Here is a 22,338-nt window from a genome sequence, read left to right as displayed (position 1 = left end):
CCTTTAGTATCCTGATGGTCTGTGCTTCGCTGAACTTCGATTTGCGCATGCGATGAGTCCTCCATGTACCGTTACATTATGCCAAGGAGTCTCATTATTGCTGGTACTATTTTAAGGGATGGTTACAGCTGCATTCCAGTAAAAAAGGTCACCAAGGCATAAATCCTGGTGACCATAATTTTGTGTATAAAAGAGCTTACTGAATACCTCGATCAATAATAAGCCTTTTTCCTCTTACAAGTCGTGATATCAAGAATCGGTCACCCGTTTCCTCCTTTTAAGGCGATACATCAGTGTCAAAAACATTTTCGTGCGCTACTATTGAATCATTGTCTTTAAGAACTTTGCAACTTCGGTTGCAAAATCTATTTCACGAACAATTTCTTCTCTCTCCAGAAGATACTCAATATCGTCGTCACTAACATGGCAGAGACAAGCATAATCATAACCGACCTGAACGCTAAGCGAATTTCCAAGGATTACCTCTCCGTCCATATATTTTGGCTTTGAAGGTTCTTCGTAACGAATAACTTTTATTCCGAAGTGCTGGAGAGCTTTAGACATTTTACCGGCAGAAAGCATTTCTCTTTTCCCTTTTCTGATCTTGGTTGATTGGTGCTAAATACTATTAGCCCTATATTGGATGTGCTCTGGAGTTACGTTAGCTCTGCTTAATAAGGTTTACCGTAAGGACAAAAAAACTTTCGAAACACGGTTTCCTGTCGGCATGATCTCTGCCGGCAACTCTTTAAAGCCTTGTTTTTTATAAGTATGGAAACGTGTACACTCAGCACCGTCTATACAGTAATTTTTAATCATTGCCTTCCAAATTAAGCTCTCCCGGTTCTTGAATTTGATATAAAAACTACACATATCAATGTACTTACACATATCCTGTCTCCTAAAACGAACCAGCTAAACAACATATATTGTCAAGATGGCAATCAATATGAAAATTAAAAAGAAAATAACTACAAACACCATTGATACGGTACTTTCATGTTTCTTGGCGGGCTCTTGTGTTATTAATTCCCACAAATCATCTGCTTGCTTTACTTCTTGAATCTTCCTCAGTTTTGCCAGTAACACTAAAGGCGCTGTAACGTAACACTGATCACCATATGTCAGCTTCAGCCAAGTCTTCTCTTGCTCGACAAAGATCACTCTTGAGCAGTGAAGACGGAAAAGTTGAGCACGAACTCGCAAGGCTGCTTCCCTGGCAAAACGGTACATTTCTGATATTGCAATGGCAGTTGAAGCTCCTGACATTAATACAGATCCTTTCATATTGGCTCTATTGCAACAGGTAAAAGCTTGTACCAGACGTTCATGCTTTCGAGGCTGCCTGAAATTTGAGTGTTATTCGTTAACGTTCCACTAAAGAAATAACCATTTTTGGCAAAGGTGACATTCATACCGTACGAGTACGCCCGGGCGATGGTATATAACGTTGCTATTTGCCGGTCTTTCATGTCTATCTCCATCCGAGCCAGAAGGAAACTGGCGAAACCTTGACCTTGGTGATCTGGGTGGGTTGCAAAATCAGTCATTTCTGCGTTGGCGTTCTCGTAGTCGATTTCAGCAGAAGAGAGAGCAACTAATTGATCAGCAGACCATACGCCGTAGTAGGCGATGTGATCCATTGTACTTCTAAGGTAATCAGGGTCATCAATTGGGAAGGGATAGCTGTCGAAGACAAGGCGGTAGAGGCTGGCTGCCTTATCCATATCTTCCGCAAAAAGCGGACGGCAGACGCAATCAGACAGACCTAACCCCGAGACCAGACCCTGCTTTGCCTTGGCAGTTTCCAGGATTTCGTTAACGAGGTCGGGTTGTGTCTCTCTCCCTCTGTCACCAATTGGGTACTTGCTGACGAAAAGCCCTTGCTCTTTGCCATTAAACAACCCGGGCACCGAGGCTTCTACCTGATAGCCGTTGTGCAAGAATAAATCCCTTTGCTTTTCTGGTATTTTCGCAAAGATTTTTGAATAGTTATTTGTCGCGGCCAAGTTATCAAGTTTAATTGCCAGACCTGGCAAATCGTCAGCGGAAGATTTCATCAGATATATTCGCTGATTGTTACGTCCATGCTGAATGATCGAGTTGCCAACTTTCTCAACAGTATCAGTCATTGTTACGCCTTTCGAACCTGTCGTTGTCAATCGGTGTGAGAGATATCGTTTTGTCATAGTCAGCTAACAACCTTTCGATGCCTGTCGAGCAATACTCATCAGCATCCTCAAGTTTGAGTTGCAGATGACATTCATCGCATTTTCGGTCGCAAAAATTAGATTCGTACTTTTCTGGCTCTTGGTAGGTGGTAATCACACCTTCATAATTACGCAGAACCACCTTGTTTGTGCTTAACGAGATGAGATAGTTAGGCGTGAGTGGAATCTTTCCTCCTCCCCCCGGTGCGTCTATGACATAGGTCGGGACCGAAAAACCACTGGTGTGTCCAATCAGGCTTTCCATGATTTCAACCCCCTTGCCAACCGGAGTACGGAAATGTGACAAACCCTCAGAAAGGTCGCATTGATAGAGATAATAGGGCCGGACACGATTCTCTACCAATTTATGAACCAATGATTTCATGATACGTGGGCAGTCATTGACACCTGCAAGCAGGACTGACTGGTTGCCAAGAGGGATGCCGCCATCTGCCAACAGGCGTAGCGCCTGACGCGAAGAAGCCGTAATCTCACGCGGATGGTTGAAGTGTGTATTGAGCCAGACAGGCTGATGCTTTTGTAGCATCTTTACAAAGTCTTCGTTAATACGGTAGGGCAGAACAACTGGCATGCGGCTACCGATACGAATCACCTGAACGTGCTCAATCTGTCGCAATTCAGTCAGGATCCAATCAAGGTAGTGGTCCGGAAGCATCAACGGGTCGCCGCCTGAGAGGAGGACATCGCGAATGGCCGGAGTGTTTCGAATGTAATCGAGGCCTTCTCTGATTTGATTCTGATCAGGGATGAAATCGACATCTCCAACTTTTCGCTTTCGAGTACAGTGACGACAATACATTGAGCAAACATTGCTGACATGAAAAAGAACCCGATCAGGATAACGATGCGTAATTCCCTTGGCTGGGCTGTCTTTGTCCTCAGCCAGCGGGTCAATCATGTCATTTTTACCAATCTCTAATTCGGCCGGAGATGGAAAGGCTTGTAAATAAACCGGGTCGTTTTTGTAATCAGACGCATCAATCAGCGAAAGATAATAAGGAGTGATGGAGAGCGGAAACCTCTTCAGAGTCAAATCAATTTTTCTGCGCTCTTTATCCTGAAACCTAATGCCAAGAAGGTTCTCAAAGGTCTCTACTTGTTGAATCGAGTTTTTAAGTTGCCAGCGCCAATCTTTCCAGTTAGACATTGAGACTGGCTCTTCTGACATTTGTTCGGCGATATTCTGTTGTCTACTACTGTATATGGGCATTGGTTATTTCCTCAGACATTGCTTTCAATTCAAATCAAATTAGTTGTCAGTCTTCCCAGCTTTTGTGTCAAAGACTAATCCTCGAGAATTATCGAGCTCGTCAATCTCCGGCTTTCCACTGTATTCGTTGCAACCCTTTTCACTCTCCTTGATGTCTTTATGTCCTGGCAAAGCGTTTTAGCTTGCTCAACCGCTTGCGTTCCCGTCTTATCGCTTCATCCTGCTTTCTGTTCCGTTTAGCGCTCGGTTTTTCATGAAACCGTCTTCTTCTCAGTTCACGAAAAACTCCTTCCTGTTGCAGTTTGCGCTTCATCACACGCATTGCCTTGTTTATGTCGTTATTGATAACTTTAATTTCCACATCTCCTCCTTAATGTCTTTGGGTAATCAATACCTCTAGTCCCAGACGGTTGTATTGTTGTTTAAATGGATTCCAAAAAAAGCATCTTATAGAGTCAGGTGGATATCATTTTTCAATCGCCTGACACCATCTATGCTTTGCAAGTAAGGTTGTGCTGAGACAGAGAAGCCAATAGGATTGGCCTCGTTTTCAGCGAAGGCACGTACGTCAAAAATGGAAAAAGTCATTGGAAGCAGATGATAGTCTGCGGTGGGGATTAGAGATGTTAGGCAAAAACGTGCCTTTAGTTAACTTGCTGTATGATTTTTTGATAAGGACAGGGCCACCCGCACCCGATCTTAAAGCGGAACGCTTCAAGCCAGTGCTGCCCTATTGAGAGAGGGTTCGTCCCGAAATCACCGAGGGTCATTACGGTCCACCTCATTTGCGGGTCTTTGGTCGGTTCGTTCGGAAAGATAACGCCGCCAAGACTTAAGAGGTCACAACGCTAACATCTCTGCGGCGTTGAGTCAAATTGGACGATTCTCTCCCGTTGATGACCCCTCGTTGACCTAGATTTATGGCTGTTGTAAGTTAAAAACATCATGAAGTTAAGCTTTAACATGGAGGATGTCAGCCAGATCGTTGTAGGCTCGGCGGCGTTGGCGATCCCAATCTCTTTTTCTGAGGAGGCGTGGAATATCGGCGCGACACTGCCCTTTTTTAAACTGTTACTTGTATTCTTCCTCTCAATGGCTTTTCTATCTTTTTTTGCTTACGAAAGTGTTTTTCAGGCAAACATCAAATACAGGGTTCCTGTTTTCATTGCGCGCATCTTCTTTGCCTACACGATTGCAGGCATTGTCGTGGCCCTGATCTTGTTCTCATTGGACAAATTCCCTTTGCTTTCTGAACCTGTTCTTGCACTCAAGCGTTTGATCGTGGTCACCATGCCGGCGTCAATGGGGGCGATCATCGTCGATGGATTTGATAAAGAGTAAGCGTTCCCTTAATCACCCCTAAGCCGTCTCTATAAGTGCAGTCAGCCTTCTGAATGATATAATGACATTTCGCAGAAAGCTTATCAGGAGGTTGACATTATGCATAGAGATCGCGTTGTCATCATAGGCGGGGACGCTGCAGGAATGAGTGCTGCAGCAAAAATCCGTCGAGAACAACCTGAGCGCGATATTCTGGTTCTTGAACGCACCAGTTACACATCTTACTCTGCGTGTGGCATTCCTTATTACATCGGCGGCTTGGTTGATAACTATGAAGATCTCGTCGCGCGATCTCCCGAGACTTTCCGAGGCGAATATGCCATTGATGTTCGTATTCATCACGAAGTTACAGGTATCGATGCTGTCAACCAAAGGGTATCGATCAAAACAGATGAAGGCCGCGAACTCAGCGAACCCTATGACCATTTGTTGATTGCTACCGGTGCACGTCCGATCTGCCCCAAAGTACCGAATGCAGATGCAGAAGGGATCTTCGGGCTGTCGACCTTGGCTAGCGGCTTGCGCGTACAGGAATTCATCGAACGAAATAAGCCGCGCCGGGCTGTTGTTGTTGGCGGTGGCTATATCGGCTTGGAGATGGCTGAGGCCCTTGTCCGCAGAGGTCTCGATGTGTCCTTGGTACAGCGTGGACAAGAGGTCATGGGAACCCTTGATTCAGACATGGGACAACTTGTTTCTAAAGCCTTGCGGGATATCGGTGTGACCCTATATTTGTCCGAGGAGTTTACTGCCTTTGAGACTAAAGATGGCAAAGTCTCTGAAGTAAGAACTGATCAAAGGAGTCTTCCGGCTGATATCGTGATCCTAGGGATAGGTGTAACGCCAAATTCTGAGTTGGCCGCTGGGGCAGGTATTGAATTGGCTGCAAAAAATGCAATTAAGGTCGATGATCAGATGCGGACCAGCACCACGAATATCTGGGCTGCTGGCGACTGCGCTGCCTCGGTCCACAGATTGACCGGGCAACCGATCTATATTGCGTTGGGAACAGTAGCCAACAAACAGGGTCTGGTCGCAGGGACCAACCTCGCCGGAGGTGATTTGCGATTCCCTGGGGTCATGGGGACAGCGGTGAGTAAAATTTGTCAGGTTGAAGTCGCACGAACCGGTCTGCAAGAAAAAGAGCTACAAGAAATCGGCAGCGAATATGCCACCGCAATCATCAAGACCAAGACCCGGGCAGGTTATTACCCCGGCTCCGGGTCAATTTCAGTCAAACTGCTCGGTGAAGTCGCAAGTGGTCGTTTACTCGGAGCTCAGATCGTTGGCATGGAAGGGGCTGCCAAACGCATCGACGTAATCGCTACGGCGCTAACTGCTGGGATGACAGCGCAAGACCTGATCGACCTCGACCTGAGCTACGCACCACCCTTTTCTCCGGTCTGGGATCCGGTGCAGATTGCCGCACGTCAGCTTATCAAGCAACTTTAATCGTTGACCGTCCTTTGCGTCTCTCGAATGTGAGCGTAATTCAGAAGGGCGACGAAAATGCTTCCACCCACTAGGTTGCCAACGATAGCCAAGGCGATGAACTTCAGGATCTGAGGTAAAGTAAAAGAGTCGCTGATAAAATTGGCAGTAAAGATCTCAACCGAACCGGCAATCGAATGGTGCAAACCACCGATTCCGATGATGAACGTGACAATGTAAACCGAAATGATCTGACTCATGGTCGGCTGGGTTGCCATCACCAACCAGGCGCCCAAGGCCATCAGCCATCCTGCAAGAAGCGCACTGATAAACAACGGCCAGCCTGCAAAATGCACAAGGTGTTTGGCGATCACAATGTATCCTGATTGAGCGCCAATCACACTGTCTGCAGTTACCAGGAATCCGGCGCTGACCAAGGCTCCCTAGAAGTTGCCAGCAATGTTGCTGTCGAGAGTTCCTCTTAGCCAAAAGTCGAAATTATTGCTGACCCGGTCCCCCCGACAAACTTATCAGGCTATAGAGCGTTAAGAGTCGAGTAAATAAGACCTGTCAACGTTGCTCCTTGAACCAGTAATAGCCATAACCCTGGATCTCTAAAGAAGCCCCTGTTTTTTCGAAGCATTCACCAGAGATCTGATCAACAAGGCCACCATAACCTGCACCCCAGGTGCCGATATCTTCAAAAGTCATCAACTGCGTTTGATTACTGAAGTTGGCAACCACAAGAACACGCTCTGCCGGCGAAGTCAGGCTATAGCGTTCGAACACAAACAGATGAGGGTTGTCCAAATCGTACAACTCGCGGTTGTTAAAATCGGCAAACACCTGGAGTTCCTTGCGAACAGCAATCATTTTTTTGAGAGGGTTGAAGATCTTGTATTCCAGCGTCCCGGGGACTGAGCGTAAGTCTGCTTTTTGCCAATCAATGGTCGGCCTGTGGACCCAGCGGTTGTCACCTTTTTTATGAGGATCTCCAAGGTAGGAATCGTCATTCAGCGTACCAAGAGCATCACCATAATAGAGAAGCGGCAGGCCGCCGAACGAGAGGATCAGATTGTGCAGCAAAAGGATCAATTTGATCGAGTCATCGATGGCCTGTTCGTCGCCTGTCTCCAGAGCATGCTGTAACCCGACCAGAGAGGCAAGCGAACCGGAGATGCGCGCGTCTCCGGTTTTGCTGTTTTGTCCGAACGGCAACCCTCTGGCATGGGACTCGTCAAACTGGCCGGTAAAATAATCAATCAGAAACTTACGATGAGGCACTGGATCATATCCACAGGCTACAATGTCCTGATCGTCAAAACCGAGACCGATATCATCATGACAGCGGATGTAATTAAGCCAGGTGGCCCGCTCCAGTTTGACCGGCAGACTTTTGATCCCCTGATTCAATAGACGGGCGTTTTTGGTCGCGGCAGCATCCCACATCAGGGCCATGAAGGTCGCATTGTAGGCAATCTCACATTCCTTAGCGATGACCGCATCCTCCCCAAAGTACTTAATCACTTCCAACGGGGCCACAATGGCCTCAGCGATAAACAAAACCCCTGGCGCCGTGACTTGACAGCAATCTTTCAACAACTGCAAAATCAGGTGGGCTTCCCGCTCATTCTGGCAGACGCGACCGATTTTCTTCCACAAGAAAGCTACCGCGTCGAGTCGCAGAATGTCGGCACCTTGATTGGCCCAGAAGAGGATAATGTTGAGCATTTCTATGAACACAGCTGGATTGCTATAGTTGAGGTCCCACTGGTAATCGTTGAAAACGGTCATGACCCAGCGTTCCATCGTCTCGTCCCAGGTGAAATTCCCCGGCGAGGATTCCGGGAAAATCTCCGGCATGCCCTGCTCATACAGGTCAGGAATCTCACGGCTCTCAAAGGTGTAGTAATAGTCCTGGTAGACAGGGTCGCCGGCACGCGCCTGCTCTGCCCAGTAGTGTTGGTCGGAGGTGTGGTTGACGACCACGTCAAGAACCAGCAGGATCTCTCTTTTTCGCATCTCGGCCGCCAACTCAGAGAGCTCTTCTAACGTCCCGATATGCGGATCGATTTCGCGAAAGTCGCTGACAGCATAACCGCCGTCACTACTGCCTTCCGGGCAGCGTAGAATCGGCATCACATGAACCAAGTTGACCCCCAGCTCCTCGAAGTAGCCGAGGCGGTCTTGCAATCCGCGCAAGGTTCCGGCGAAGCCGTTGCAGTAAAGCGCCATTCCGACCCATTTTTGATGAAGGAACCAGTTGAAGTCTTTTTCCCTGTCGAGGTCAATTTGGCGCAGATGGTCAGGTCGTTTGATATAATGCTGTGCCATTGTCTCGACAAGGCACTGTGCATGTTTATGAAAATCTTCACGGTCTCCGTAGAGGGTTTCGAACAGGGAATGAATAGCGTAAAAGTTGGCCCCCAAGCGGGTGTAGAAATGCCGCAGATCCTGGTTAGAGATCTCCGGTTTGATCCGGTTGAGGATGTCATTCAGAAGAGAGTGTGAGACCTGTTCGTACATAGGTTGCCTTTGGTTATCCAGCTTTAGCGACAAGACTCTAGAAAATGGTGATAAAAAGATGCATCTGTTGATGTTGCACCGCGCAAACTGATGACCTTTCCGGCAAACCGCTGGGCCGCGTCAAGTGTTTCCGGAATGCTCCATCCTGCCAGAAGACCATGCAGATAGACAGCAGTGAACGCATCGCCGGCGCCAACCGTATCGATGAAATTTTCCACCGGAGGGGCCGCAAGATGATGTATCTCTCCGCTCTGTTCCCTGACGATCGCACCTTCTTCGCCACAGGTTAAAATGACCTGTTCCATCTGAAATTTGTGCTGTAGTTTTTCCAGGGCGTCGGCAAGACTCTTTGCCTGAAAACCGAGCGCGCGCAATTCATCTTTATTCAACTTCACCCAGCGGGCTGTGGAGAGCCAGCTCTCCACAGTCTGCAGATCCCACCAGGGCTCTCGCAGGTTGACATCGAGAAAGATCGACATCCTGGTAGAGTGACGCAGTTGCTCCAAGGCGCTGCGCGATGCACTGTGACGCAAGCCAAGGGTGCCATGGTACAGCAGCACACCATTACCAAGCACCGGTAGCTGGCCTTCATGAATGAAATCATAGGCACTGTCCGCAACAATGTGGTAACGCGGCTCATTGTCAATCAGCTCAACCTGGACCTGTCCCGTGGCATGGTCCGGGTCACACTGTACCCCTTCCGTGCTCATTCCCCAGGTACGCATTGCCTGCAGGATGTCAGTACCATAGCTGTCCTTGCCAACGCGTGAAATGAAAAGTGGGGCGTCACCCAGGGCCTGCAGATTCCAGGCAACATTGAAGGGCGCTCCGCCCAGGATTTTTTCACCTGTTGGAAAGAGATCAAAAAGAACCTCGCCAAAGAGGGCTATCTGTTGGTTAGAGATCATGTTGAAAACCGATGGAGGTCAAGCTGGTTCGAAATTCAGGTTGAAAATGCCAAATACCCTGCAGCACGCCAGCCGCATAATTGCCACCCAACGAAAACGTGTCGTCGCGGGCCAGATAAAGGGCCGTCGTGTGACCGCCGTCGGACGCCATTTTCTGAGCCAGAGCCCTGACTTCTTCACTGGCGTTGGCTACCAGAACCGCATTGATACCGCTGCCGAGCACGGGAAGGTCGTTGCCACTGTCACCGGCAAAGACCACTTCTTTGGTTTCATATTCGAGATGTTGTTGAAGAAACCGAAGACCGTGAAGCTTGGTGGCGTTTTGCGGCAGAACATCCAGAAGGCCGACCTGCATGGGCTCGTCGACGCTCCAGATCAAGCTGGCGTGGACGCCCAGGTCATGTAGTATGGCTGCCATTTGTGCAATAATCTCATCTTTGTCGATATACAGGTCGAGGTAGTAGCTCAATTTAAAACGATTCTGCTTTTCCTCTTCCTGCAACGTTAACTCACGAATGTGACGAAACGCTCGTTTGAGTTGAGCATGACTCTGGCCGCACCAGTCGGCAGAAATTTGGTCCTCCCAGGCGGACATTTCCTGCACCTGGTCATCGATATAATAGTAAATTTTACTGCCGACATCGGTAATGGCGTAATCGGGGAGTGGCAGCGCATAGTCGATGATAGCTTGTTCCACCAGGGCCTGGTGTCGGCCAGTCACATAGACCAGACAGACCTCAGGCTGCTGGCAAAACTCATGGAAGCAGCGACGAGCCTCAGGATGCTCTGGTTGGTTGCCATTGGGAATAATGGTGCGATCCATGTCTGTGCAAAGAAGCAAACGCTTTAGATTCATAGCCCAGAATCCTCAGTTCACTTCCAGAGGGTCTTTGCAGGCGTCAAAAAAATCGTAATGTTGCAGGGCATCGAGAATGCCTCTAGCGTGTGACTTCTCGGAGAAGTAAATACGGTCAATATCGATCAATTGCGACAATTCTTCGTGATGACGGTTGGCAACCACAGCCGCCAAGGTATTGCCACGCATCATGTCCTCGTCTGCCCCTGACCCTCCCGCCACAAAAACAGCTTCGAGATTGATTCCCTTCCGGTCAACGACATAGCGCAGGGCCTGCCCTTTGGAGGCGCGCAAAGGTAAAATATCCAAGTATTGTCCGAAGGCCATCTGCACGTGAACCGATTGTTCTTCCTGATGCAGAAGTGTGATGACCTCTTCCAGGTCAACCTGCTCCGGATCAATATAATAGCTGATTTTGAAGCTGCTCTGCTCCTGTTTCAACTGTGGCTTCAGGCCTGTAATATCTGCAAGGATTTTCTTGACCCTACGGGGGGCCCACTGGTGATCGATGTGTCGCCCCCAGGCGACATCGGCAACATGCTCCGGTGCATAGTAGATTTCGGTACCGCTGCTGGTGATCAGGACATCAGGAGCCGGGATTTTATGTTTTTTTATCAACTTCAATGCAGAATCTAGCCTGCGTCCTGTCGCGATGATGAAATAGGTGCTAGTCCGGTGCTGACGCAAAACTTCACTGAGTTCACGTAGAGCATGATCATCGCCAACCAGGTTTTGATCCAGGTCACTGACGATTGCCCGGTCCCGGTAAATCGCGCTACGTTCACGGACCGGATGACGAACCAGAAGTTCGGTGCGATCTGCGATCGCCTTAACCAGCTTCATATAGTGCTGTGCATGGGCGGTCCATGAATAGTGTATGCGTACCTGTTTGATGCCGCTTTTGCTGTATCGTGACCAGATCTCTTTGCCTTGCAACAAGCTCAATAGCGCCTGCGTGATGGATGCCGGCTCCAACGGATCGATTAAAATACCATTTTTGCAATTATTGATAATATCGCATGGGCCACCATCTTCTGTTGCGACCAGTGGCAATCCTGACGCCGCAGCTTCAATCAAGGTGAGGCCGAAAGGCTCGGTCAACGCCGGATTGACGAAGACGCCACCAGAGGCTGCGGCAATACGGTAAATTAGCGAAACCTGACTGCGTTCATGCTGCTTCGGCAGGGAGACTTTCCCGTAGAGATCATAACGATCGATCGTAACCAGCACGTCGTGGAAGACTTCTTGAGCCCCCTCTTCCAGGTCATCGATATCATCACGAGTTCCTGCAACAATCACCAGATTTGCTAATTTCTGTAGCTCTTCAGATTGGCCAAAGGCTTCAACCAAAGCCGTGATGTTCTTACGTTTGTCCGGGCGGGAGAGAGCGAGAATGATCGGTTTGTCCGGACAAATCAGGTGTTGTGTTAATGTCGTGTGGAGCGGGGACGGGATTTCGGTGCCTTCCGGTGGCTTGAATTGCTCGAGGTCCGTGCCTGGTGGAATGACCCGCATCTGATCAGGTTGGTAATGGTTGTAAAGTTCGTACTGCTCTTTAATCTCCTGCTGGGTGCTGGTAATAACTCTTTCTGCCGTTGCCAGCGTCATCTCTTCCGCAGTAATGCGTCGGCTCATATTAAACGTCTTCTCGATCTCTTCCTTACTCAAACCGCTGGCGAGAAAACGACTCCGCTTGACGCGACCAAGTGAATGCCCGGTGTGCAAGAGCGGAACAGCAAGTAAATTGGCCAGATGTGAGCCGACGTAGCCGGCATCCGCATAATGGCTGTGAAGAATGTCAGGCTGCAATTCGTTACTGCGGAAGAATTCGGCAAGATTATCGGCAAAGCTGTCGAGATGATCCCAGAGCTGCTCTTTCGGGATGTATTCCGGTGAACCCGCCTCGATTCGCACAATGCGCAGATTTTCTTCCAGTTGCTCGACCGGTTCGGCATAATCTTTTGAGACTTCGTCGTCAATAACCCGTCGCGTAACTAAATCCACCTGGCGCACTGCACTGTTTCGAGCTAGCGCACGCGCCAGTTCAACGACATAGAGGGTTTGCCCACCGGTGTCAGCATCCCGCCCCAGTTCGAGATTGTGGCCACGAATCAGACCGTGAATACTCAGGAGGACGATATAGAAGCCTTCAGTCTTTTGTTCCATATTTTAGATAAGTTATCGAGTTAATAAAAATATATTTTCAAGATTCTTGCTATCAACCTATCAGGTGTAGGGCCCTTTATCAAGGTGGTCTGGAAGTCAAGGAAAGATCCTTAGGCCGAAAGTTTTGATTGTTCACAACAACAGAAGATAAAGGGCCACAGGGGAAAAATTTGACTTGAGGGATTGATCAAGTTCGTTAAGCTTATAGGCAAGGACAGCTTAAGAAGCTAATTTTATTCAATAATAACTCAAAGCTATAAAGCAGGCTGACAAAATCATGTCGATCATTTACATCCTTTTGGTTCTGCTGGTCGTAACCCGGATCTTCGGTGAGATCTCCGAACGCTTTGGCCAACCTGCGCTGTTGGGTGAACTGGTCTCGGGGGTCTGTCTCGGAATGTTGGTCAACAATTATCATGAGACATTCCCGATTCTGGCGGGGCTCTCCGACAACGAGGTCTTTACCGCAATCACAGACCTTGGCATCTTCTTCCTGATGTTGCTCGGCGGCATCGAGTTGAACCCGGTCAAACTCTTCAAAGCTTCCAAAGTTGCCACCGTTGTTGCAACAGGCGGCATGGTTATCCCGTTCGCCCTCGGAATCTCCTTCGGTTTCCTGGTCCTTCCCGTTTCGGAACTCCGCTTTGCCCAAGCGCTCTTCCTCGGCACTGTGATGGCAGTGACTGCCGTCCCCGTGAGCATCAAAACCCTTATGGACCTCGGCAAGATGGAGACCAAGGTTGGACAGACCATTATTTCGGCAGCCGTGATTGACGACACATTTAGCCTGGTCATGCTTGCCGTGCTGACCAGTTTTATGCAAAGTGGCAGCCTCCCGGAAATGTCATTTCTGGCGCTGCTCTTCGGTAAAGTTATCCTGTTCTTCCTTTTGGCCAGTGTCATGGGTCACTACCTGTTTCCGGCAATCGGTAGATGTCTGGTCAAGAGCCGAGCTGAAGAATTTGAATTCAGTATGCTACTGATTGCGGCTTTGGCCTACGCACTGCTGGCCGAGGCTCTGGGGATGCATTTTATCCTCGGCGCATTTCTGGCCGGCCTGTTCTTCCGTCGTCGCACTATCACGCCGGAGGTCTATGATGACATCCTCGCCAAAACAAAAGGCTTAACGACTGGTTTTCTTGCGCCGGTTTTTTTCGCCTCGATCGGGCTTCACCTTGACCTTGGCGCGTTGCAAGCCATACCTTTTTTCGTATTGACACTACTTGCTATAGCTACGATCGGTAAAGTAGCAGGGGCTGGCTTGACTGCCCGCGCAATGGGTATGTCGAACAAGGAATCATTTGCAATAGGGGCGGGGATGAACGCCCGTGGAGCGGTCGAACTGATCATTGCGGATATCGCTTTGCGGGCCGGGATATTTAACCTGCCGGAGCCAACTCCGCCAGTGATTCGTTACCTGTTTTCGGCCGTTGTCATAATGGCAATCGTTACGACTTTGATGACACCTCCGGTGCTGAAGATGGCTTTGAAAAAAAATGACCAGATCGATTAAGAGATGAACGGAGATACCATTGAACAACAATAATACTCCTAGAAAAAGTTGTGAAAGCTTTCTCAATGATGCTTTTGAACATCTGGAGATTGACCCGGAGATGCAACAGTTGCTGCGCAGTCCCTATCGCGAAGTTCGATTCGAACTGCCATTGAAGCGTGATGACGGTTCAATCAGCCTGTTTTATGGTTACCGGGTTCAGCATAACCAGAGCCGCGGGCCATTCAAAGGAGGCTTGCGTTACCATAAAGACGTCGATTTGGAACATTTTGTCGCTTTGGCAGAAATCATGACCTGGAAAACCAGTCTACTTGATTTGCCTTTCGGTGGTGGCAAGGGGGGAATTGACTGTGATCCCACACAACTTTCATCCAATGAGCTGGAAACCTTGACCAAACGTTACGTTCAAAGGATTTCCATGCTCATTGGCCCTGATCGGGACATTACTGCTCCAGATATGGGAACGGGCCCGCGAGAGATGGCCTGGATCGTGGATGCATTTTCACTTAGCGAAGGTTTCAACCCTGCCGTTGCTACTGGCAAACCTATTGAACTAGGCGGTTCAAAAGGCCGGCTCGAAGCCACGGGCTATGGAGCTGCTTTAATAACTTCAATAGCTGTTGACAAACTGGGGATTGATATAGGTGCGACGAAAGTCGCTATTCAAGGGTTCGGTAATGTTGGCTCGAATGCTGCCCGATTTTTGCATGAGCGGGGAGCACAAATAATTGCGATCTCAGATTCCAGTTGTGGACTATACAATAAAGACGGTCTTGATCTTGAGATGTTAGTTGATATGGCCAACCATAAGCAAGGAGGCGGACAGTTTTCGGAATGTACTGGTGATTTCAAGAAGATAACCATTGATGAATTACTGCAACTTGATACCGAGGTTCTCATTCCGGCAGCGGTCGGTGGTGTCATCAATAGAGACAACGTCGAAAGCGTGAAGGCCAAGATGATTGTTGAAGCAGCCAATATGCCGATCACATGTGACGCGGATAGCAAGCTCAATGACAAGGGGGTCGTTGTGATCCCTGACATCTTGGCAAATGCCGGGGGAGTAGTCGTGTCCTATCTGGAATGGGTGCAAAATCGTCAACGTTACCAATGGGACGAAGTGAAGGTGAATGGTGAACTCGACAGGCGCTTAAGACAGGCGTGGGAAGAGGTCAGAGCCAAGGCTGACCAGGACAAACTGAACTATCGCCAGGCCGCTTATGTGATTGCCGTTGAACGTATCATAAAAGCAATTAACATGAGGGGTTTTTAAGTCAAATAGAATTGAAAATGGACTTTTGCGTTTCTGACACTGTGCTTTTGCTGAGGCTGGCTAATCAAGGAGAATATCTATGAAAAAAAAGACCGAGAATCGGCTCAATATTGAGCTTGCTAAATCCGTTCAAAAGACCCTGATTGCTCACCAGTTTGATCAAGACAAAATACATGAGACCATGCAATTCCTCGGCCTGGTCCTGGGTGGAATGATCGGCTCCATTTTCGATGAAGACGAACATGACGAAGAAGTGGCAAAGGTCGTCAAATATATTAAGGTAGGGATCGAAAAAGGTTTGCCATAGACGTCAGCAATGGTGATGCAGACGTGCACAATTCTATATCTTTAAACTATTCGTACCGGCCAGTGGTTAAATGCGTTGAACAAGGAGAAGATAGTGAGACAATTAAGTAAATTAAGTGAACTTGGCGGCTGCCAGATACAAGCTGTTGATGGCGAAATAGGGAAAATCACAGATTTTATCTTTGATGAAGGGACTTGGAGAATCCGTTATTTGGTTGTAGCGACAAGCGCCTGGCTGCCAGGCCGGAAAGTTTTACTGCCTCCAAACTGGGCGCAAGAGGTTGATTTTACGAATCGCATTGTCGTGACAGATCTTGAACTGTCACTGATACAGACCGCGCCTCCGTACGACCCAGACAAAGTTATCAGTCGTGACTATCAAATAGAACTTTTCAAACATTATGGGAAAGCAATGGATCAGGACTGAATTTCTTTAAGGACACTTCCTAACTGTTGCTGATTGACATCAAGAAAACCACAATGAGCTTTTCAATTAATAGTCTTGCACATAATTTCTACGATTCCTCTAGGGAAAATCGGAACAGCTAAAGCGAAGGTATAAAGACAGAATTCTTTGTGTTTGATGGTTGTGAAGAGAACCCCCACGAAGGAAAATAAAAACAGAACATTTTCAGGCTACTCTGCTTAATAACCACGAAAGGGCTTTCCATGGATCTGTTACGTATTCTCATTGCCATTCTGCTCCCTCCTCTCGGTGTCTTCTTGCAGGTTGGCATCGGCAAACACTTCTGGATCAACATCATCCTCACCCTGTTAGGATACATTCCTGGCATTGTGCACGCGGTCTGGGTTATTGCAAAAAAGTAGCTTTAATCGCCAAAACGAATCGAGGAAGTCGACATGAAAAATGCCCCCAGGAGATTTACATTACCTACCGCGCACTACAACAGTGATGGCCAATTGAGACGCGTCGGTTTTGAGCTTGAATTTACTGGTTTAACGATTTCAGAAACCGGACAAATTCTGCAGAAGGTCCTTGGAGGGGCTTTACGCGAAATATCTCTAGCTAAATCCGTTCTTCAGGTTGATTCCTTAGGAGAATTCAGTGTCGAACTGGATTGGAGCTACATCAAAGCAGAGGCTGCAGAGGAAGGGAAAAACCCCAGCCAATGGCTTGAACTGTTGAGCCAATCTGCAGCCTTGCTGGTTCCTGTCGAAATCGTTTGTCCACCAGTGTCTCTGGACAAACTGGGGGTCCTGACCCCGATGACATCTGCCCTACGCGAAGCCGGTGCGACAGGCACTGAAAGTTCGGTCATCGCGGCGTTCGGCGTCCACATTAACGCTGAGATCCCTCGAATTGACGCAACACATCTCTATTCGTATTTACGGGCTTTTGCATTGCTGCAGTGGTGGTTGGTCGATAGATACGATATCAATTTAACCAGGAAGCTTAGCCCCTACATCGACCTTTATCCAGAAGCTTATCTTGAGCAGCTATTCGCCAGCAAAGACCCTTCTCTGGACAGTTTGTTTGACAATTACCTGGAGCATAACGCTAGTCGCAACCGCGCTCTGGACATGTTGCCACTGCTCGCAGAGATTGATGCGGAGCGGGTTCATAACGCTGTGGGAGATGATCGCATACAGGCTCGACCAGCCTTTCACTATCGTCTGCCAGATTGCCACATCGAAAAGCCCGAGTGGTCACTGGTCAGCGCCTGGGATAGCTGGCTGATTGTGGAACGTTTGGCCGCGCACAAAGAATCTCTCCAGCAACTTACAGATCAATTTCTAACTATGTCCAGACCGCTGCTCGGTGTGAGTCGAAGCGATTGGACAGATGTGATAGATCAATGGCATCACGACCTTATGTCGGAGTAACAGGCTCCGCACGCCGCTGGGCACCCGCCTGGTGGTGTACGCACCTTGCGCTTTGGCTAGCTGGAGCCAAAGCTATCCGAATCAGCCTGAAGCATTCTGCGAACGAAAACACACTGGTAGCATTGGTGATTGGCGGAGGCAATGATATAGGTCCGGAGCACTATGGCGGAGATATCCGGGAAAAAGTCAAATTGGATCCAGAACGCGACCAGCTGGAAATAGGCTGGATTAAATATGCCCTGAAGAAGCAGATACCCCTGTTGGGAATTTGTCGTGGTGCTCAGTTGATCAATGTCGTTCTTGGCGGCAGCCTTCATCAGGACATCCGCTCTCTACGAAAACTCACTTACAATCGCCCCGGGCTATTGCCGACCAAACAGGTTTATCTGGAGGAAAAATCGCGATTGAGCCGCATTTGCAAAAGGGTTCACTTGCGTGTCAACAGCCTCCATCATCAGGCAATTAAGGTGCCAGCCGACAACATAAAAGCTGTCGGCTGGGATCTCGACCAGATTATTCAGGCCATAGAAAGTCGTGACAAACATCGAATTATCGGAGTGCAGTGGCATCCAGAATATCTCTTCTATCTCCCTTCACAATGGAAATTGTTTCGCTGGTTGCTGCGGAGTGACTCATGAGTGGATATTTGCCACTTTTTACCTCTTCATTTCTGGGAGCAGACAAGTAATATGAATCATTTTTATATTTCACTAGCCATAATATGAAAAAGCCCTCGATCTCCTTAATAGAGGCTTTTCCTACTTATCACGATTGCCAGGAAGCTTTCATCGTTATTGGAATGCGTGACTTATCGGGCAGTCTGTCACCTGCCAAAACTCCCTTGGACATATGACTCCCCCTTCTGTCAGGATAGTTGCGAAACGAAGGGGCTTGCCGGCTATATATGCCTACTGACACAACTGCTTGTATTTGAAAAAATTAGCGCCCTGATATGCGAGTGGTAAAATTGACTAATTCAGAGCGATTTTTGTCTTGTTGACTGAGGCTTTAGTACACGTTTTTATAAACTGAGCCAGACCGGGGGACAAATGTTACGAAGGAGGTGTCATGTGGCAACGAAAAGTAACTATCCTGCGTGAAGAGCAGCTCAAGCAGGCGATTAATGATTCCATCCAGACTGAAAAGGATGCCATGGATTTTTATCGTCTGGCAGGCGAGAAGATGTACAACGAGCGCCCGCGCCTGACCTTTAAGCTGCTGGCACATGAAGAACGTGAGCACGCCCGCTCCTTCTACGAGGCTTACAGCCGGGACGGTCTGCCCCCGTTTGACACCATGATGGCCGCCCCTCCCGACGCCGACTCAATCTGGTTGAAAGAGCTGAAGGAAGCTATGCTCGGAGATTTTGACGAAAAACAAGCACTGGCTCTGGCGATGCAGCTTGAACAAGCTCTGGAAGAAGAATTACGGGCGATTGCCGAGCGAATTGAAGATGTAGCGGTGCGCGAAGTTTATCTGAGCAACGCCCGCATGACCCATGGTCACCTGGAGATGCTCACCGAAGATTACAATCTGGCCCATCTGCAAGACTGAACATTTTACGGAGCCGGATCTGGCCGGTTTTCGGGGTGGGCCATTTCCATGTCTGATAAGTGGTAAATTGCGAGAGTTACCGTGCCGTATAGATCAGCCAGAAACCACCAGCTATAACCAACAGGCCACAGACACGTTTAACCCAAAGCGTGCCCCGCGAGCGTTCATTCCAGTTGAGATATTGTTGCACCTTCTCTGTAAATGTTCCGGCGAAAACGATCACGGCGCAATGACCAAAACCATAAGCAAGAAGTAACAAAACCGCGTAAAGAGTGTTGCTGTCTGCTTCTGCAAAGGCAACACCCAGCACCGGCCCCATAAAGGCGAAAGTGCATGGTCCCAAGGCAATGCCAAAGATCACGCCGAGCATCAATGCAGCCAGTAAGCCTCTGCGTTTGATCCCGACCTGAGGAGGCCCAGACCAAGGCATCGGGATCAGGCCCCAGAGATGCAGGCCGAACAGGAAAAAAATTCCTGCTACCAACCAGTTGCCATAGGAGCCCAGGTCTCCGAGCATCCGACCGGCCAGAGCCGTGGCAACCCCGATCAAACCAATAGAGATCAGAATGCCCACCGCAAACAGGTTGGAGATCAGAAACGCCCGGCGGGTGCTCATTTGACTTTGTCCCTCGATAAACCCGACGACCAGTGGAATACTGGCTAAGTGACATGGGGAGAGGACTATGCTTAGAACACCCCAAGATGCCGCTGCAATGAAAGCAATTATGGGTGTTCCCGAAACCGCATGGCTCAGGGTTGTCAGTAGTTGCTCAAGCATCATTTATTCGTTACAAATTCATAACCGAGTTCGCGCCATTTTCCGAGGATATCCTCCCGACCGTAGAAACCAGTATGGCGGTAGAGCTCCTTACCATCTATGGCGTAAAAGATCTGGGTTGGAATCATCTGCACATTGTAGCTGGCCGCTTCTTCCCGGTTTTCCCAAGCATCAACGAATTTGACTTCCAACTTATCGGAAAAGTCTTCCCGGAGTTGATCAAGTATTGGCGCCATCTTGATGCACGGGATACATTTATGAGCACCGACATCGACCAGCCGAGGTAGTTGTTCAGCCGAACATATACTGACAATCAGCAATAAACATACGCCTAAAAATAGAACCTTCAAAATTGCCCCCTAAATTCTTGAGAAACTGCACAAATAAGATGTTGCTAATTATACGCGTTCACGAGTGGAGATCAAAGAAGAGAGTTTTTTGTTTATGCTCCCCTCTTTCTTGAGATAGTTCAGCTTAGAGAAATGAATAACTACTTCTTACTACGCCTGCATTATAGAAAAGGCCACCAAGGGTCGAACCCTGGTGGCCACAGTTTTGTGTATTAAACAGCTTACTGAATACCTCTATCAATAAGAAGCTGGTTTTGTAAACCTCCCTGCTTTAGTACCAACCATTATGAGACAAATCTAGCTATTGGTTGACCGCTAGATACTCTTTCGGGGTTAGGTTGCCAAGTGACTCGTGATGCCGTTCCTCGTTATATTCTCTGACCCAACTCTCCGTGATCTCCTGCACCTCTTTCAATCGTTTGAACACAAACATATCCAAAACTTCTGTTCGATAGGTTCGGTTGAATCGCTCAATGAATCCATTCTGCATTGGACGGCCGGGCTTGATAAACTCCAACCTGACGCCATGCTGCTCTGCCCAGTCAGCCAAACGAATACTTGTTAACTCAGGGCCGTTGTCTAGTCTCAACTTTTGAGGATAGCCACGCCAGGCGGCAACACGATCCAAAGCGATCACCACTCGATCAGCGGTCAGACTCCGGGCCACTTCAATGGTCAAAACTTCTCGGTTGAAATCATCGACCAGGTTAAACGTCCGGAATCGCCTCCCACACCAGAGACCGTCGCTCATGAAGTCTGCGCTCCAGCACTGGTTGATACTCGCTGGAACGCTCAGTGGGTCAGGGTTGCGGCTTGGCAATCGTTTCTTGCCTTTACGGCGCATATTCAGATTGAGATCGCAATAAATGCGATGAACACGCTTATGGTTCCAGTTGTAACCGCGCCGACGAATAATCGGGAACATCTTGCCAAACCCATATCGGGGATACTGAGTAGCTAACTCCAGCAGAACCTCTATCACTGGGTCGTCTTTGGATGAGTCGGGATGGTAGCGATAGACTGTACGACTCAGGCACAGTGCCCGACAGGCGATCCGTATGCTTGCACCCAACGACTCTTTGGCATAATCGACCAGCTCCCGCTTCTCCATCGGCGTCAGAGCTTTTTTTCGATAACTTCCTTCAGAATCTTATTCTCAAGACTTGTGTCGGCAAACATTTGCTTGAGACGTCGATTCTCTTGTTCGAGTTCTTTCAATCGGGCCAATTCCGACACTTCCATCCCACCGTAGAGAGATTGCCAGCGATAAAACGTTGCGATGGAAATCCCATGTTCACGACAGATCTCACGGATAGATTTACCGGTCTCGGCTTCCTTTAGTATCCTGATGGTCTGTGCTTCGCTGAACTTCGATTTGCGCATGCGATGAGTCCTCCATGTACCGTTACATTATGCCAAGGAGTCTCATTATTGCTGGTACTATTTTAAGGGATGGTTACACTCAGTTCTCATTTTCCTTGAACATAAAAAAGAGAAGCTTAATACCTGCCATGACGATAGAGCTATACAAAACAGCCTAAAGAAGCCCTCGAATTGATCGAGGGCTTCTTTAGAGACTCTATTTGTAGTCTGCCACCCCCAACATCTCTAAATAAGAATGCGCTTTAGAGTCTCCATGTTCAGCCGCGGCTCTCAAATACTTAATAGCCAGATGAATATCCTGGGCAACATTGAACCCGCCAAGGTACATGATTCCAAGTGAAAATGAGGCCTCAACAGAACCTTTATGCTGAGCCTCTTTAAGCATCGACAAACCCTTACCCGCATCCTTTTCACAGCAATCGGAGCCTTCGAGATAAAACATCCCGAGAGTCAAAAGCGCTAATGGATACCCATGAGAGGCCGATTTCTCAAGCCATTGTGTAGCCTCAACGGGATTACGATTGACAATTTTACCTTGTAATAACGCAGAGCCTACTTCGTACATTGATTCAGGATTGCCTTTCCTAGCGGCACGCCTGAGTTGTTCAATTGCATTACGTGAACTGATTTTTTTCTTCATACGATAATCCTTTTTTTCGTTAGCTAT

24 protein-coding genes are annotated in these 22,338 nt (G+C 48.4%); 10 read left to right on the top strand and 14 right to left on the bottom strand.

All coding sequences use genetic code 11. The features are described 5' to 3' along the window. Nucleotides 1–318: 318 nt before the first annotated feature. From P9J64_16835 to rpsU, 5 genes are all read right to left on the bottom strand, one after another. Nucleotides 319–582: a hypothetical protein gene (locus tag P9J64_16835; GenBank protein MDG5469986.1), complete on the bottom strand. Its 264-nt coding sequence runs from the start codon at nt 580–582 to the stop codon at nt 319–321. 333 nt (nt 583–915) lie between these two features. Next, nucleotides 916–1,287 carry a hypothetical protein gene (locus P9J64_16830; GenBank protein MDG5469985.1) on the bottom strand — a complete coding sequence of 124 codons (372 nt, stop codon included), beginning with the start codon at nt 1,285–1,287 and terminating at the stop codon, nt 916–918. Continuing rightward, the gene (gene ablB / locus P9J64_16825; protein MDG5469984.1) at nt 1,284–2,132 is read right to left on the bottom strand and encodes a putative beta-lysine N-acetyltransferase; all 849 of its coding nucleotides are present in this window, start codon (nt 2,130–2,132) and stop codon (nt 1,284–1,286) included. Before ablB ends, P9J64_16830 begins: the two co-directional genes overlap by 4 nt. Further along, complete coding sequence (gene ablA, locus P9J64_16820; GenBank protein ID MDG5469983.1) at nt 2,125–3,441, bottom strand: lysine 2,3-aminomutase; 1,317 nt, start codon at nt 3,439–3,441, stop codon at nt 2,125–2,127. The genes ablB and ablA overlap by 8 nt, the downstream gene beginning before the upstream one ends. Nucleotides 3,442–3,598: 157 nt before the next feature. Then, nucleotides 3,599–3,802, bottom strand: coding sequence for a 30S ribosomal protein S21 (gene rpsU, locus P9J64_16815; GenBank protein ID MDG5469982.1), 204 nt, complete (start codon nt 3,800–3,802; stop codon nt 3,599–3,601). 584 nt (nt 3,803–4,386) lie between these two features. On the opposite strand from rpsU, the gene P9J64_16810 reads away from it, so the two are divergent. Next, a complete protein-coding gene (locus tag P9J64_16810) occupies nt 4,387–4,782 on the top strand; it encodes a DUF2391 family protein (protein MDG5469981.1) in 396 nt (131 codons plus the stop codon). A 99-nt stretch (nt 4,783–4,881) separates the two neighbouring features. Further along, nucleotides 4,882–6,234 (top strand): FAD-dependent oxidoreductase, encoded by a 1,353-nt coding sequence (locus P9J64_16805; GenBank protein ID MDG5469980.1) that lies wholly within the window; start codon nt 4,882–4,884, stop codon nt 6,232–6,234. Here P9J64_16805 and P9J64_16800 read toward each other — a convergent pair. From P9J64_16800 to P9J64_16780, 5 genes are all read right to left on the bottom strand, one after another. Further along, nucleotides 6,231–6,650, bottom strand: a complete 420-nt coding sequence (locus P9J64_16800) for a formate/nitrite transporter family protein (protein ID MDG5469979.1) — start codon at nt 6,648–6,650, stop codon at nt 6,231–6,233. The two genes, P9J64_16805 and P9J64_16800, sit on opposite strands and share 4 nt — an antisense overlap. A gap of 133 nt (nt 6,651–6,783) precedes the next feature. Then, a complete protein-coding gene (locus P9J64_16795; protein ID MDG5469978.1) occupies nt 6,784–8,739 on the bottom strand; it encodes an alpha-amylase family glycosyl hydrolase in 1,956 nt (651 codons plus the stop codon). 23 nt (nt 8,740–8,762) lie between these two features. Continuing rightward, the gene (locus P9J64_16790) at nt 8,763–9,647 is read right to left on the bottom strand and encodes a carbohydrate kinase (GenBank protein MDG5469977.1); all 885 of its coding nucleotides are present in this window, start codon (nt 9,645–9,647) and stop codon (nt 8,763–8,765) included. Continuing rightward, a complete protein-coding gene (locus tag P9J64_16785) occupies nt 9,637–10,503 on the bottom strand; it encodes an HAD-IIB family hydrolase (GenBank protein ID MDG5469976.1) in 867 nt (288 codons plus the stop codon). The genes P9J64_16790 and P9J64_16785 overlap by 11 nt, the downstream gene beginning before the upstream one ends. A 12-nt stretch (nt 10,504–10,515) precedes the next feature. Next, nucleotides 10,516–12,669 (bottom strand): HAD-IIB family hydrolase, encoded by a 2,154-nt coding sequence (locus P9J64_16780; GenBank protein MDG5469975.1) that lies wholly within the window; start codon nt 12,667–12,669, stop codon nt 10,516–10,518. A gap of 277 nt (nt 12,670–12,946) precedes the next feature. On the opposite strand from P9J64_16780, the gene P9J64_16775 reads away from it, so the two are divergent. From P9J64_16775 to P9J64_16740, 8 genes are all read left to right on the top strand, one after another. Continuing rightward, entirely contained in the window at nt 12,947–14,182 is a 1,236-nt protein-coding gene (locus P9J64_16775) for a cation:proton antiporter (GenBank protein ID MDG5469974.1), read from the top strand. Between the two features lie 19 nt (nt 14,183–14,201). After that, on the top strand, nt 14,202–15,455 hold the full coding sequence (locus P9J64_16770; GenBank protein MDG5469973.1) for a Glu/Leu/Phe/Val dehydrogenase: 1,254 nt from the start codon (nt 14,202–14,204) through the stop codon (nt 15,453–15,455). Between the two features lie 79 nt (nt 15,456–15,534). Then, complete coding sequence (locus tag P9J64_16765; GenBank protein MDG5469972.1) at nt 15,535–15,762, top strand: hypothetical protein; 228 nt, start codon at nt 15,535–15,537, stop codon at nt 15,760–15,762. Nucleotides 15,763–15,855: 93 nt separating this feature from the next. Next, nucleotides 15,856–16,188, top strand: a complete 333-nt coding sequence (locus tag P9J64_16760; GenBank protein ID MDG5469971.1) for a PRC-barrel domain-containing protein — start codon at nt 15,856–15,858, stop codon at nt 16,186–16,188. A gap of 242 nt (nt 16,189–16,430) precedes the next feature. Further along, nucleotides 16,431–16,589, top strand: a complete 159-nt coding sequence (locus P9J64_16755) for a YqaE/Pmp3 family membrane protein (GenBank protein ID MDG5469970.1) — start codon at nt 16,431–16,433, stop codon at nt 16,587–16,589. Between the two features lie 33 nt (nt 16,590–16,622). Next, nucleotides 16,623–17,606, top strand: coding sequence for an amidoligase family protein (locus P9J64_16750; protein ID MDG5469969.1), 984 nt, complete (start codon nt 16,623–16,625; stop codon nt 17,604–17,606). Then, complete coding sequence (locus P9J64_16745; GenBank protein MDG5469968.1) at nt 17,579–18,244, top strand: gamma-glutamyl-gamma-aminobutyrate hydrolase family protein; 666 nt, start codon at nt 17,579–17,581, stop codon at nt 18,242–18,244. Before P9J64_16750 ends, P9J64_16745 begins: the two co-directional genes overlap by 28 nt. Nucleotides 18,245–18,674: 430 nt before the next feature. Then, on the top strand, nt 18,675–19,160 hold the full coding sequence (locus P9J64_16740) for a ferritin family protein (protein MDG5469967.1): 486 nt from the start codon (nt 18,675–18,677) through the stop codon (nt 19,158–19,160). 76 nt (nt 19,161–19,236) lie between these two features. Here P9J64_16740 and P9J64_16735 read toward each other — a convergent pair whose 3' ends face one another. From P9J64_16735 to P9J64_16720, 4 genes are all read right to left on the bottom strand, one after another. Continuing rightward, nucleotides 19,237–19,938 (bottom strand): cytochrome c biogenesis protein CcdA, encoded by a 702-nt coding sequence (locus tag P9J64_16735; GenBank protein MDG5469966.1) that lies wholly within the window; start codon nt 19,936–19,938, stop codon nt 19,237–19,239. Next, nucleotides 19,938–20,258: a thioredoxin family protein gene (locus P9J64_16730; GenBank protein MDG5469965.1), complete on the bottom strand. Its 321-nt coding sequence runs from the start codon at nt 20,256–20,258 to the stop codon at nt 19,938–19,940. Before P9J64_16730 ends, P9J64_16735 begins: the two co-directional genes overlap by 1 nt. A 331-nt stretch (nt 20,259–20,589) precedes the next feature. Beyond that, a protein-coding gene (locus P9J64_16725; protein ID MDG5469964.1) for an IS3 family transposase occupies nt 20,590–21,671 on the bottom strand; the annotation gives its coding sequence in 2 pieces (ribosomal slippage) (nt 20,590–21,419 and nt 21,419–21,671; 1,083 coding nt in all). Nucleotides 21,672–21,867: 196 nt separating this feature from the next. Then, entirely contained in the window at nt 21,868–22,311 is a 444-nt protein-coding gene (locus P9J64_16720) for a tetratricopeptide repeat protein (protein ID MDG5469963.1), read from the bottom strand. Nucleotides 22,312–22,338 lie beyond the last annotated feature (27 nt).

It is taken from the genome of Deltaproteobacteria bacterium IMCC39524 (assembly GCA_029667085.1).
Lineage (GTDB): Bacteria > Desulfobacterota > Desulfuromonadia > Desulfuromonadales > BM103 > M0040.
This window is presented reverse-complemented; position numbering and strand designations above follow the sequence as displayed.